Genomic DNA, 13,812 nt, shown 5'->3' on the forward strand with positions numbered 1-13,812 from the left:
TTTTTCCCAGAAAGGTATTTCCAATGGTTTCCGTTGATTCCGGTGTTTTTCTATGCTTTTGGTCTTTTTTACATTTATATGTTTGAATTCAGTCTTCAGTTGGGGGCTGATAAGATAGCGATGACTTACCTGATTTGTAAGGTGCTGAAATTTATATTGAGTGCTTTGGTTCTGATATTTTACGGATTCGTGATAGAAAAGGAAGTCGTAGCTTTTGTTGCTACATTTGTTTTTTTCTATTTTGCGTTTCTGGTTTTTGAGACCCGTTTCTTCCTTCGCTTTGAAGCGAAACTGAAATTAAGTAAACAAGTAAAAAATGAAAAAAATACGGTACATAGTAATAACACTGCTGCTTTTGTTGGCAATTCCGACAGCAACGCTGAAAGCGGAGACCGGCGGTGAAGGAGAGATAGATGTGAACGAATTGATATTCGGACATATCGGTGACGCATACGAGTGGCATGTAGTCTCGTTTGGCGATACTCATCTCACGATTCATCTTCCGGTAATCGTAAAAAGCAGTACGGGCTGGCATGTGTTCTGCTCTTCTCATTTGGAAGGAGGAGAAGAATATGAAGGCTTGTATATCGCTGAAGGAGGTGCTAATGACGGTAAGATAGTGGAGCGGAATGCTGCCGGTGAAGAAGTGCGACCGTTCGATATTTCCATTACCAAAAATGTACTCGGATTGTTTATCAACAGTGCTATCCTGCTGATTGTTATGTTGGGTTGTGCACGTTGGTATAAGAAACATCCTTTGGAGCAGGGCGCTCCGAAAGGGGGAGTAGGAATGATCGAAGCTACGGTAATGTCTATTTATGATGATGTAATTAAAGGCTGTGTAGGCGAAGATTACAGACGGTATGCACCTTATTTGCTGACCGCTTTCTTCTTTGTGCTGGTGAATAACCTGATGGGATTGATACCTATCTTTCCTGGGGGAGCGACCGTAACAGGTAATATTGCCATTACGATGGTTTTGGCTCTGTGTACGTTCCTTTTCACCAATATATTCGGTACAAAGGCTTACTGGAAGGAAATCTTTTGGCCTGAAGTTCCAACATGGCTGAAAGTTCCGATACCTATGATGCCGTTGATAGAATTCTTCGGTATATTCACTAAACCGTTTGCCTTGATGATTCGTCTTTTTGCCAATATGATGGCAGGTCATGCTGCTTTGTTGAGTTTGATAGCAATCATTTTCATTACGGTGAAGGCTGGTGCTGTAATCAATGGCTCGATGACAGTAGTGGCTGTGGCATTCGGTATTTTCATGAATGCGCTCGAACTTTTGGTCGCATTTATTCAAGCGTATGTGTTCACGATGCTTTCGGCTGTATTTATCGGTTTGTCGAGAGTGAAAGAACATGCAGAAAAATAAAAATAATAAATTAAAAGTATAACCATTAAAATTTTAGAATTATGTTATTATCAGTTTTATTGCAGGCTGCTGCAGGTGTTGGCATTAGTAAATTAGGCGCTGCTATCGGCGCAGGTATCGCAGTATTGGGTGCAGGTATCGGTATCGGTAAAATCGGTGGTGCTGCCATGGAAGCTATGGCACGTCAACCGGAAGCATCAGGCGATCTGCGTATGAACATGATTATTGCCGCTGCCTTGGTTGAAGGTGTGGCTTTGATCGCAATCGTGGTTTGTTTGTTGACTTTGTTCTTATAATAAAAACAATACATTATGGGATTATTAACTCCGGATCCGGGGCTAGTGTTTTGGATGGTCATTACGTTTGGAGTCGTATTCGTCTTGTTGGCGAAATATGGTTTTCCCGTGATCATTAAGGCAGTAGAGGACCGGAAAGCATATATTGATAATTCGTTGAAGGCAGCGCGTGAAGCGAATGAACAATTGGCGAACGTGAAGCTGGAAGGCGAAAAGATTCTTGCTCAGGCACGTGAAGAGCAGAACCGCATTTTGAGCGAAGCAGCTGTTACGCGCGACCGCATCATAAAAGATGCTCAAGACCGGGCTATAACTGAAGGACAACGCTTGATGACGGAAGTGAAAAAGCAGATTGAAACGGAAAAGGAAAGTGCAATCCGTGACATCCGTCGCCAGGTGGCTGTTTTATCGGTTGAAATAGCTGAGAAGATTATGCGAAGTAAGCTTGTCGATACGAAAGAGCAGAATGCTTTGATTGACCGTATGCTGGATGAAATGCTTGAATCTTCTAAAAAATAAATAGGTTATGAATACAGGAGTTGTTTCCAGACGTTATGCAAAAGCTTTGCTTGCCTATGTAAAAGCTGTGAAAAAGGAAGACAGAGTTTATGAAGAAGTAAAAATGCTGGCTTCATACTTTGAGCGTGTTGCAGGCTTGCGTCACGCAGTGGAAAATCCTGTATTGGATATTCCGACAAAGCTGAAACTCTTGCGTGAAGCGGCAGGAGGAGCAAAGGTGAGCCAAGAACTGATGCGTTTCTTTAGTTTGGTATTGGAAGAAAAAAGAGAGAAATTCTTGCAGTTCATGACCTGGTCGTACATCGACTTGTATCGTGAGGATAAAAACATTCTCATCGGCAAATTGACAACGGCTGTTCCTTCTCCTAAATTGGTCGATTATTTGCAGAGGGCATTGTCTAAAGCAAATAATGCGAAGGTTGAATTGGAGACGAAAGTGGATGAGAGTTTGATTGGTGGGTATATTGTAGAAGTGGCAGGTATGCGTATGGATGCAAGTGTAACTAACCAATTGAAACGTGTAGAACAGCAGTTTATTGCAAAAAACAGAAGAATAATTTAAAACAAAGCTTATGCCAGAAAATAATAATATTAAACCCAGTGAAGTTTCAGAAGTGTTACTCCAGCAGTTGCAAGGGATTGACACCTCCCTGAAATTCGACGAAGTGGGTACTGTACTTCAAGTGAGCGATGGCGTAGCTCGTATTTACGGTTTGCGTAATGCAGAAGCTAATGAGTTGCTTCAGTTTGAGAACGGTATCATGGGAGTCGTAATGAATCTGGAGGAAGATAATGTCGGAGCCGTCTTGTTGGGTCCTACCGACCAAGTAAAGGAAGGTATGGTGGTAAAGCGTACTAATCGTATTGCCTCTATCAATGTAGGTGAAGGTATGTTGGGACGTGTGATTGACCCATTGGGCGTGCCTTTGGACGGGCGTGGCGAAATCGGGGGCGATACGTGTGAAATGCCCTTGGAACGTAAAGCACCGGGAGTTATTTTCCGTCAGCCGGTAACTGAACCGTTGCAGACAGGTTTGAAAGCCATCGATGCGATGATTCCTATCGGACGCGGACAGCGCGAGTTGATCATCGGTGACCGTCAGACAGGTAAGACTGCTATTGCTATTGATACTATCATCAATCAGCGGCATAATTATGAAGCAGGTGATCCTGTATATTGTATTTATGTAGCTGTGGGACAGAAAGGTTCTACAGTTGCTAGTCTAGTAAATGTATTGCGTGAGAAAGGCGCAATGGATTATACCATTGTGGTAGCCGCTACTGCTTCTGACCCTGCAGCTTTGCAGTATTTTGCACCGTTTGCAGGAGCTGCTATCGGTGAATATTTCCGTGATACGGGTCGTCATGCTTTGGTTGTTTATGATGATTTGTCAAAACAGGCTGTAGCTTATCGTGAAGTATCATTGATTTTGCGCCGTCCGTCAGGACGTGAAGCTTATCCGGGTGATATTTTCTATTTGCATTCTCGTCTATTGGAACGTGCTGCAAAGATTATCAGCCAGCAAGAAGTGGCAGAAACGATGAACGATTTGCCTGCAAGTTTGAAAGGCAAGGTTAAAGCTGGTGGTTCGCTTACTGCATTGCCTATTATCGAAACGCAAGCGGGTGATGTATCGGCTTATATTCCTACCAACGTGATTTCTATTACCGATGGTCAGATATTCTTGGAAACAGATTTGTTTAACCAAGGTTTCCGTCCTGCTATTAATGTGGGTATTTCTGTATCACGTGTAGGTGGTAGTGCACAGGTTAAGAGTATGAAGAAAGTTGCAGGTACGTTGAAAATCGACCAGGCGCAATATCGTGAATTGGAAGCATTCTCTAAGTTCAGTAGCGATATGGATCCTGTTACTGCTATGGCAATCGACCGTGGACGTAAGAACAATCAGTTGCTTATTCAGCCTCAGTATACACCGATGCCGGTAGGGGAACAGGTTGCTATTTTGTATTGCGGAACGCATTCGTTGATGCGCGAAGTGCCTATTGAGAAGGTACGTGCTTTTCAAGATGCATTCTTAACTACCATGCGTGCTAACTATCAAAAAGATGTGTTGGATGTATTGGCAGCCGGTAAGATTAGCGATGAGGTTACGGCAATCATCGAAAAAGTAGCAGCAGATACAGTAGGACAATTTAAAGAGAAATAATCATCATGGCATCACTGAAAGAAGTAAAAGGAAGAATCAGTTCCATCAACGGTACGCTGAAAATCACTTCGGCTATGAAGATGGTTGCCTCTGCTAAGCTTCATAAGGCACAGGGGGATATCGAAAATATGCTTCCTTACGAACGAAGACTGCATCACATGCTTACTAACTTCTTGAGTTCAGGGCAGAGTGTAGAGTCGCCTTTCATTGTGAAACGTGATGTGAGGAAGATTGCGATTGTCGTATTTGCATCGAATAGTAGCTTATGCGGTGGTTTCAATGCCAATGTAATCCGGCATTTACAAGATACTGTTGCTGAATATACGAAAACTATAGGAAAAGAAAATATTTTGATTTATCCGATAGGTCGTAAAGTTGCAGATGCTGTTAAGAAAATGGGATTTACTCCTATGGGAGATTATCAGCATATGAGTGGGAAGCCGAATTATCAAGAAGCTTCTGATTTAGCGGTAGAGTTAATTAACCGTTATCTGACAGATGAGATTCAAGAAGTCATTTTGTTGTATAATCACTTTAAGTCTACTTCTTCGCAGGTCTTGACAAGAGAAGCTTATTTACCTCTTGACCTCGAAACAGAGCAAAAAGCAAGTGTTGCACAAGAAGGCGAACGAAAAAATCAGATGGAGGCAGACTACATTATAGAACCGTCTGCAGAACGTGTGATGCAGGAATTGCTTCCTAAGGTGCTTCGTTTGAAAATCTATACTGTATTGCTTGATTCGGCTGCAGCTGAACATGCAGCACGTACGATGGCGATGCAAATTGCAACCGACAATGCGAATGATTTGTTACAAGAACTTACGTTACTCTATAATAAGAGCCGTCAGCAAGCAATTACTAATGAATTGCTTGATATTGTAGGCGGTACGATGGCGTAGTTTATTTAAGTGAAGAATGAAGAATTAAAAATGAAGAATAATATTGCTTTGACAATTTCTTCATATTTGTATTCTTCATTCTTCATTTTTTATTTTAGTCAAATTTTCCGTAGCGGGTTGGGAGAAGTTTACGATCTCCTAATGTATTATCCACACGCGCTACATTAATCCAAAACTTGTTCTCGCGTACGCTCGGTATCGGATAGACGGCTTTCTCGCGGGTGTAGAAATGTTGCCAATGGTTAGATATCGCTTCATATTCGGGATGTGGGGCATTTATCAGTACATTATCTTCCTTTGAAGCTTCACCGTTTTTTATTTCTTCTATTTCATGCCAAATAGAGAGCATGCAACTTACAAAATTGTCTAATTCGCTTAAGCTTTCGCTCTCGGTAGGCTCAATCATCAAGGTGCCGTGGACGGGGAAGGAGAGCGTGGGCGCATGATAACCGTAGTCCATCAGACGCTTGGCAATGTCGTTCTCGGAGATGCCGCTTTCTTCGTGTACCCGGCGGCACTCTAAAATCATTTCGTGGCCTACGAATCCGTTGACGCCCCGATAGACCGTGCCGTAGGTGTCGTTCAGGCAAGCCGCTAAATAATTGGCGTTCAGGATGGCGGCTTTCGTGGCACGCTCCAGCCCCTCGGCTCCCATCATGCAGATGTAGCCGTAGGTGATGGGCAGGATGCCGGCGCTTCCGAAGGGTGCCGCAGACACTTCGTTCGTCTCGTTGCCGAAGAGCGCGTGCCCCGGCAAGAAGGGAATCAAATGGCGCGCGACGCATACCGGACCTACGCCCGGACCGCCTCCTCCGTGAGGGCTGGCGAAGGTCTTGTGCAGGTTCAGGTGGCACACATCGGCTCCGATGATGCCCGGATTGGTCAGCCCCACTTGCGCATTCATGTTGGCTCCGTCCATGTAGACTTGCGCGCCGCACCCGTGGATGATTCGGCAGATTTCCGCAATGTCGTTCTCGAAGATGCCGTGGGTCGAGGGGTAGGTAATCATCAGGGCGGCAAGGCGGTCGCGGTTGGCTTCGGCTTTCGTGCGCAGGTCGGCTACGTCTACGTTGCCATGCTCGTCGCAAGCGCAGGTCAGGATCTCGTATCCGGCTTGCACCGCCGATGCGGGATTGGTGCCGTGTGCCGAAGCCGGAATCAGAATCAAGTTGCGGTGTCCCTGCCCGATGCTCTCTAAGTAGCTCCGGATGATGCGCAAGCCTGTATATTCGCCCGCGGCTCCCGAATTGGGCTGGAGGCTGATGCCTTCGAATCCGGTGATAGCGAGCAATTGCTTCGAGAGGTTATCAATCAATTCGCGGTAGCCTTGCGCTTGGTCTTCGGGCACTAAGGGGTGTATGTTCATCCATGCGGCGTTGCTGAGCGGAAGCATTTCGGCGGCTGCGTTCAGCTTCATGGTGCACGAGCCTAATGAAATCATGGAGTGGGCAAGGGAGATGTCTTTGCGCTCTAACCGCTTGATGTAACGCATCATTTCGGTTTCGGTATGGTAGAGGCGGAACACTTCGTGGGTGAGGTAGGGCGACCGGCGGCACATTTCTTCCTTCAGCGAAGAGGTTTCGGGGATGTCGCCCGTTTCGTGCACCGATTCTTCCGCGGCTATGCCGAGTATCATCAGCAAGTGGCTGGCGTCGGTGGGCGTAGTGGCTTCATCGATGCTGATGCCGATGTCTCCGTTCTCGAAATAGCGCAGGTTGACTTCTTTGCTCAACGCGATGGTCTGCAATTTCTCTTGCGAGACATGGGATGGAAGCCGCAGGCGGAGCGTATCGAAAAAGGCTTCGTTCTGTTCTGCATACCCCAATTTGGCGGCTTGCTTGTCCAGCCACGAGGCTATGCTATGGATGCGCCGGGCTATCTCGCAGATGCCTTCCGCTCCGTGCCATACGGCATAGAATCCCGCCATGGTGGCAAGCAAGGCTTGTGCGGTGCAGATGTTCGAGGTGGCTTTCTCGCGCTTGATGTGTTGCTCGCGTGTCTGGAGCGCCATGCGGTAGCACAGGTGCCCGTATTTGTCTTTCGAGAGTCCGATGATGCGTCCGGGCATGTTGCGCTTGTATTCGTCGCGTGTGGCGAAATAAGCCGCCGAGGGTCCGCCGTAGAACATCGGGATGCCTAAGCGTTGGGTGCTTCCGAACACGATGTCGGCTCCCCATTCGCCGGGAGGCGTTAACAGGGCGAGGCTCAGGATGTCCGCGCTGACCGCCACCTTGCATCCGGCTTCGTGGGCACGGGCGGTAAAGCCGCGGTAATCTTCGATGTTCCCGCTATTGTTGGGGTATTGCACGATGCATCCGAAGAGGTCGGGCGTGAACGCTAATTCCTTGTAGCTTCCGGTCTTCACACGGATGCCTTGCGGAAAGGCGCGGGTGCGGATGACGGCAAGCGTTTGCGGGAATATTTCGCTATCGACGAAGAGGGTGTTGGCTCCCGCTTTTTGCTGGGCACGGCTGCGCAAGGCGTGCATCATCGTAGCGGCTTCGGCTCCGGCGGTGGCTTCGTCGAGCAGGGAGCAATTGGCAAGGGGCATGGCGGTGAGGTCGCTCACGGCGGTTTGGAAATTAATCAACGCTTCCAGCCGTCCTTGGGATATCTCGGTCTGATAGGGGGTGTAGGACGTGTACCACACCGGATTTTCGAACACATTCCGCTGGATAACGGCAGGGGTGATGCTATCGTACCAGCCGGTGCCGATGTAGGATTTGTAAATCTTGTTATGGGATGCTATCCGGGCGATGTGTCCGGCAAATTCGCGTTCGGTCATAGCTGGAGGCAAGTCCAAAGGTTGCTTGAGGCGGATTCCTTTCGGAATGACTTTATCTATCAGTTCGTCTATCGTTTTGACGCCTATTTTCCCTAACATGCGGGGCAGGTCGGAATCTGTAATGCCAATATGGCGGTTGGCAAAAACATCTGTTTTCATGGTTAGTTTTAGTTTATGAGGTTAAGGGTTTTGTTTTTTTCACCACAGATTACACAGATTTTATCAATTAATAATGAACAATTAAAAGTTAATAACGGCAATTCGAATCATTCCTCGTTATTCGTTATTCACTTTTAATTATTAACTGATGAAATCTATGTAATCTGTGGTGAAACATTTATCTGAAATAAGGATTGTCTATTTTCTCGCGTCCGATGGTGGTGGAATCTCCGTGTCCGGGATAGACCACGGTATCATCGGGAAGGGTGAAAAGCTTGGTCACGATGCCGTCCATTAGCTCGCCGAAGTCGCCTCCTTCGAGGTCTGCACGTCCTACGCTTCCCCGGAACAAGACGTCTCCGCTAAATGCGCATTGGTGTGCCTCGTCGTAGTACACGATGCCTCCGGGCGAATGTCCGGGCACGTGGATGGCTTTCAGCCCGGTATTGCCGAAGCGGATGATGTCTCCATCGGCAATATATCCGCCTAAGGGAACCGGAGCCTCGTTTGGCGGGAATCCGAACGCATGGCATTGGGCGGGCAATCTGTCTAATAAGAACTCGTCTTCCCGGCTGGCTTCTGCCCGAAGGTTGAACTCGCGGAGCATGAACGGGTTTCCGAAAACATGGTCCAGATGCAGGTGGGTATTGAGCAGGTGCTTTACCGTGAGCTGGTTCTCGATGATGTATTGCTTGAGCCGTTGTTGTTCGTTGGGATAATAGCATCCCGCGTCGATAACGGCGGCTTCTCCCGTTTCGTCGGAAAGGACGTAGCAATTAACGGGAAACATATTGAATTCGAATCGTTTGATGGTCATGGACAATTACTTATTTATACAAACATAAATTACCTTTTTGGTCTCGAAATACTCTTCTTGGAAGAACTCTTTCAGGTCGGTCACCATGGCTTGATGCTTCACGGATTGGATTTCGTGTTGCAATTCGCCTCCTTTCAAGCAAATCAAGCCGTTGGGCAAGGCATTGTGCTGCTCTTTCTTGATGTTCTTCCGCACGATTTTCAGCAAGTCGGGCAAGGGCATTACGGCACGGCTTACAACGAAATCGAACATGCGTTTCTCTTCTTCGGCTCTGCAATGGCGTGTCGTTACATTCTTCAGCCCGATGGCATTCGCCACTTCTGTAGCCACTTTCACTTTCTTCCCGATGCTGTCTATCAGATGAAAAGACACTTCGGGGAAAAGGATGGCAAGCGGGACACCCGGAAAGCCGCCTCCGGTACCTAAGTCCATAATCTCGGTATCGGGACGGAAATTGACGGTTTTCGCAATGCCCAATGAGTGCAAGACGTGGTGCTCGTATAAATTCCCGATGTCCTTTCGCGAGATGACATTGATTTTGCTGTTCCAGTCGGTGTATAAATCTCCGAGGGCGGCAAATTGCTCTTTTTGCGTCTCGCTCAGGTCGGGGAAATATTTCAGGATGATTTTCATTTCCATATTTAATGTTTTAAGTAAGATTGAATATCGTCATAATTTACGGTCAGGCGGAAGTCTCCGGCGGAATAGGGAGCTATTTCATACCGGTTGTAATAGAAGGTGACTCCTTCTTTCTCCAGCAAGAAATTAGACGGGATATACAGGTAGGTATCCAGCAGGATGCCCATGGATTGCAATCCGTCGAGGGAAGTAATGGTATCGGTATCCATCCGTTGGTTCACTTCCTTGATGAGTTCGTTCATGATGAGCTTGCAGATGCTTGCCGTGTCTTTCTCGTTGAACACATCGTCTTCTTTCAAGATTTTCCCTGTTTCCTGATTGATGTTCAGGCAGGTGATTGTGGTATTGGGATGCGCGCCTCCGGTGTATTGGAAATCGGTCACGGTATAGTTCCATACGCCTTTCTTGCCTTCTTTCATTTCCGTATTCAATTGGTACTCGTAGTTGTACCATGCGGGCACATCATCCGGTTTCATTCCGTTGTGCAGGTCGGCTTCGAACAGGCCTTTCACGTCGGTCTTGTAGTTCTCAATATAGCTTTCGGCTAAAGCTGGCAAGACTTTGTCCGGTTGGAGCGTTTCGTAAGAAGATCCGAAAACCGTTCGGATAATCGTAGCGTTGATTTGCGTGGAAAGCGAATCGCTCTCCGAGGCAGGTTGGAGATAGGAGAAATCCAAATTGATTTTGCAAGTCGGCACTTTTTCGCCTTCTTGCAGGCGGACGATGGTGTCGGTGCTTACGGTACAGATTTGCGGAGCCGTTTCGGCTTTCTTTTGTGGTTGGCACCCGGGCATTAAAACACATCCGGTGGCACAGAGCATCACCGATAAAAATGTTAATCTTCTTCTCTCCATATCATTCGTTTTTTAGTGTTTGGAAATTTCACATTACAAATGTAATACAAATCTGTGATAAATCCGATAGAAAAGGTGACATCTTTCTTCTACAAGAGGCGAGTATTTGTGAAGATTTGTTTTTTTCCCCTCTTTCCTTTCGAAAAAGCCATATTTAGCTTACATTTGTCTTCTGTAGTGAGGAACTTAAAGGGAGTTAGAAGGAGTTATGCCTTCGGCAGGAGTTAAATGCCAATAGCACAGAAGTATTGGCTTCTAACTCCTTCTGACTCCTTGAAATAACTCCTTTTAACTCCTAAAATAAAAAAGAAAAATTATGGAAGTAAATTTACAGACCGAATATTGGGGGCAGGTCTCTTACCGTGAGGCATGGGAGAGGCAGACGGCTTTGTTCGATGAGATAATTTCCACACGTGCCAATCGTCTTCCCTACGTGAACCGCTTGGTGTTTTGCGAACATCCGCATGTCTATACGTTGGGAAAGCATGGGAAGGAGGCGAATATGCTTTTAAGTGAAGCCCAATTAAAGCAGATAGGGGCAGAGTTGTTTCATATCGACCGGGGAGGAGACATTACGTATCACGGACCGGGGCAATTGGTGTGTTATCCTATCCTTTGCCTGGAGGATTTCCATTTAGGGTTGAAAGAGTATATCAACCTGTTGGAAGAAGCCGTAATCCGGGTATGCCGTTCGTATGGCATCGAATCTGGAAGGGTGAAGGGGGCAACCGGTGTATGGCTTGCATCGGGTACTCCCGACGAGCGGAAGATTTGTGCCATCGGGGTACGGAGCAGCCATTTCGTAACGATGCACGGGCTGGCTCTGAATGCGAACACCGATTTACGCTATTTCGGTTATATCCATCCGTGCGGCTTTATTAATAAAGGAGTGACATCCATAGCGCGGGAAGTAGGGCATGAAGTGCCGATGGAAGAGGTCTGTGCCCGGCTGGAGAAAGAGTTGCATGCTGTAGGTTTCAGACCCCGTTAAATTGCATCAGCTAACGAAGCCTGCTTCATCGGCCTACGAAGCAGGCTTCGTAGGCTAACACATACGGCTTCATCGCCCGATGAAGCCGTATGTGTTTTTAAAGCATATCTGGAATCAGATAAAGATTGTCTTCGGGAACGTTTTGTTCTTGCAAAGCTTCTTTGTCCGCCCAAAATGTTTTGATAAAGTCTTCGTGTGTCTTGCAATACGTTTCGGCTTTCCAGTAGCATTCCAAGGCTTCCGGTATTTGGTTGGATGCCAAATATACATGTCCGGCATTCAGCCAGTCGGATAGTTGCGCATCTTCGCCCTGTTGCAGTTTTTGGTAGAAGCGGAGTGCATCTTCGTATTTTCCTGTCATGAAGTAGCACCAGCCTATGGCGCGTTGGGCATTTGCCGGGGTTTTGTCCAGGTATTCTACCTTAAAGAAGTAAGCAAGTGCCTTGTCATATTGGCGCATCGTGGCGAGGCATTGCCCCATTTGGAGCAGGACATTCAGGTCATCGGGTTTCATTTCTGTCACTTTCTCATAACATTCCAATGCCTGCGGATATTGCCGGGTACGTTTGTAGCATTGCGCCAAGTGTTTCAAGGTCCATACGTGGTCGGGCTTGAGCAGGTCTGCTTGGGTATATGCCTTGATAGCTTCCTCGTAGTTTTTCATTTTCTGATAAGTGAAGCCCAGCTTTTGCATGACTTCGGCATCAGGCGTTTCTTCTTGGCTCAGCTTTTGGTAAAGCACGGATGCCTCTTCCATATAGTCTTTCGTAAACAAATGGTCGGCTATGTGCTTGGATGCTTCCGGCGTATGGAGTAAAGGCGCAAGTGCCGGACAATTCCACAAGTCCAGTTTGTCTTTGAATATGTCATGCGTTTCATTCCGGTATGCCCAAAGTTTGAAGAAACGGTATAAGTCGTGGATGTATTGGCTGCTTACGATTTTGGGCTTTTGCGTTCCCTTGGCGGTTTCAGCCAATGCCTGCATCTGTTCTTTAGCAATTTCGCTTTGGTTGGCAGCTTGTGCGGTAAGCATTTCCCGTTGTTGGGCAGGCAAGTTGAAGAGGGTCAGGCAGAATGAGTATTTGTCTGAGTTGCAGAAGATAGGCGAGTCCATCATCAGGCTCATTAGGCTTTTTTGCCCGTCTTTCTCATGTTGGAAAAGAGAAGAAATTTCGGGCATCTGCTTGTCGAACGGATAGAACCAATGTGCCGCTTGCCGGAAAAACGGATAGCCTTTCAGTTGGGCAAAGGTGCTCATGTAGGTGTCTGCCCCTTCCATTTGGAGTTCGCCCAGTTCGCGGATGCTTTTCTCTATCTGTGCCATGTTTTTGCTCCATTCGGGATTCTTGTCTTCCAGCTCTTCAATATCAATGATTTTCAGGTCGGGTTTGTTAATGCCCGGTGTGCGCATCATTTGTGGAATAATTTCCTCACGCATCTTCTTTTCGATTTTTTCCGTCTCGCGCGAAAGCAGGAGCAAGGTCTGGATGATGAGCATGTTTTCCGAAGTGCTCTTCGATTCGCCCAATAAGGAGAGCGCAGCCAAGAGGTCGGGATAGAGTGAAAGCCGTTTCTCTTGATAATAAGCGATTAATGCGATGCCTATCAGGGCGCGTTGATTAACCAGTATGTCTGTACTTGTCTGGTATGTGTTCAGCAAAAACTGGAATTTGCGGTTATCAAACAAGCGGAGTGAACTTAGCGTAACGGCACTGACCATTACGGCAAGGTCGTTGGCGGATACCAGAAGGGAAGTCAGGAAAGCGTTGGCTTGCTGGAATTCTTCTTCAGTCCACTGGGTCGAGGTCCAAATTTTATCGAATAATTCATCGGTCATTTGCTCGTGGCGCAGGAACAAGTCTTTTTGTGCATCGGCTTGTCCGGACTCTTCCCCGATGGGTAATCCAGCTATGGCAAGGTCTTCGCTCAAGGTTTCCAGCCCGATGCATAATTCTTGGAAAGTATGCGGAGGATTCTGTCGCATGCGCCGGCATTTGTCGGCAAAGTGTCCGCTATTCCGCTTGCATGCCCTTAAGAATTCGGCTTTATCTGTTAGTTTGTAGGTCTTTCTCCTTAATAAATGGTACATCTTAGGGCGTTCAGGGTCTTTCATTCCCTGTGACGCATATTGCAACATATAAGTATAGGTAGTAGCCAGATTCTCAATATCTGCCGATAATTGCCAGTCTTCAATCTCCGAAGCGAGGGCTTGCAGCTGGATAAGGGCTTCCTTCAGCCTCCGTTGGTCTAAAAGTTCAATTATTTGCTCGTACATAAGTTTATCGGGTTTGATAGGTGCAAATG

Annotated in this window: 12 protein-coding genes; 7 read left to right on the forward strand and 5 right to left on the reverse strand. The window is 46.9% G+C overall.

What is annotated here, in order from left to right:
- The first annotated feature begins 316 nt into the window (after positions 1–316).
- From atpB to B5F91_RS01680, 6 genes are read left to right on the forward strand one after another with little or no spacing between them, the layout of a single operon-like run.
- Positions 317–1,381, forward strand: coding sequence for a F0F1 ATP synthase subunit A (gene atpB, locus B5F91_RS01655; RefSeq protein WP_204244652.1), 1,065 nt, complete (start codon positions 317–319; stop codon positions 1,379–1,381).
- Positions 1,382–1,422: 41 nt separating this feature from the next.
- On the forward strand, positions 1,423–1,677 hold the full coding sequence (gene atpE, locus B5F91_RS01660; protein ID WP_013616285.1) for an ATP synthase F0 subunit C: 255 nt from the start codon (positions 1,423–1,425) through the stop codon (positions 1,675–1,677).
- Between the two features lie 15 nt (positions 1,678–1,692).
- Positions 1,693–2,196, forward strand: a complete 504-nt coding sequence (gene atpF, locus B5F91_RS01665) for a F0F1 ATP synthase subunit B (protein WP_087427364.1) — start codon at positions 1,693–1,695, stop codon at positions 2,194–2,196.
- Between the two features lie 7 nt (positions 2,197–2,203).
- On the forward strand, positions 2,204–2,758 hold the full coding sequence (locus B5F91_RS01670) for a F0F1 ATP synthase subunit delta (protein ID WP_087427365.1): 555 nt from the start codon (positions 2,204–2,206) through the stop codon (positions 2,756–2,758).
- Positions 2,759–2,768: 10 nt separating this feature from the next.
- On the forward strand, positions 2,769–4,364 hold the full coding sequence (gene atpA, locus B5F91_RS01675) for a F0F1 ATP synthase subunit alpha (RefSeq protein ID WP_087427366.1): 1,596 nt from the start codon (positions 2,769–2,771) through the stop codon (positions 4,362–4,364).
- Positions 4,365–4,369: 5 nt separating this feature from the next.
- A complete protein-coding gene (locus B5F91_RS01680) occupies positions 4,370–5,263 on the forward strand; it encodes a F0F1 ATP synthase subunit gamma (RefSeq protein ID WP_087427367.1) in 894 nt (297 codons plus the stop codon).
- Positions 5,264–5,357: 94 nt separating this feature from the next.
- On the opposite strand, the gene gcvP is transcribed toward B5F91_RS01680, so the two are convergent.
- The 4 genes from gcvP to B5F91_RS01700 form a co-directional block, all read right to left on the reverse strand.
- Positions 5,358–8,207 carry an aminomethyl-transferring glycine dehydrogenase gene (gcvP, locus tag B5F91_RS01685; protein ID WP_087427368.1) on the reverse strand — a complete coding sequence of 950 codons (2,850 nt, stop codon included), beginning with the start codon at positions 8,205–8,207 and terminating at the stop codon, positions 5,358–5,360.
- Positions 8,208–8,385: 178 nt separating this feature from the next.
- A complete protein-coding gene (locus B5F91_RS01690) occupies positions 8,386–9,024 on the reverse strand; it encodes an MBL fold metallo-hydrolase (protein WP_087427369.1) in 639 nt (212 codons plus the stop codon).
- A 6-nt stretch (positions 9,025–9,030) separates the two neighbouring features.
- Positions 9,031–9,657: a 16S rRNA (guanine(527)-N(7))-methyltransferase RsmG gene (rsmG, locus tag B5F91_RS01695; RefSeq protein WP_087427441.1), complete on the reverse strand. Its 627-nt coding sequence runs from the start codon at positions 9,655–9,657 to the stop codon at positions 9,031–9,033.
- Between the two features lie 8 nt (positions 9,658–9,665).
- Positions 9,666–10,517, reverse strand: a complete 852-nt coding sequence (locus tag B5F91_RS01700; protein WP_087427370.1) for a DUF3298 and DUF4163 domain-containing protein — start codon at positions 10,515–10,517, stop codon at positions 9,666–9,668.
- 316 nt (positions 10,518–10,833) lie between these two features.
- Here B5F91_RS01700 and lipB point away from each other — a divergent pair, with 316 nt between their 5' ends.
- Positions 10,834–11,508, forward strand: coding sequence for a lipoyl(octanoyl) transferase LipB (lipB, locus tag B5F91_RS01705; protein WP_087427371.1), 675 nt, complete (start codon positions 10,834–10,836; stop codon positions 11,506–11,508).
- Between the two features lie 97 nt (positions 11,509–11,605).
- Here the strand turns inward: lipB and B5F91_RS01710 are convergent, their stop codons facing one another.
- The gene (locus B5F91_RS01710) at positions 11,606–13,783 is read right to left on the reverse strand and encodes a tetratricopeptide repeat protein (RefSeq protein WP_087427372.1); all 2,178 of its coding nucleotides are present in this window, start codon (positions 13,781–13,783) and stop codon (positions 11,606–11,608) included.
- Positions 13,784–13,812 lie beyond the last annotated feature (29 nt).

The sequence above is a fragment of the Bacteroides sp. An322 genome (assembly GCF_002161765.1).
GTDB classification, from domain to species: Bacteria; Bacteroidota; Bacteroidia; order Bacteroidales; family Bacteroidaceae; genus Phocaeicola; species Phocaeicola merdavium.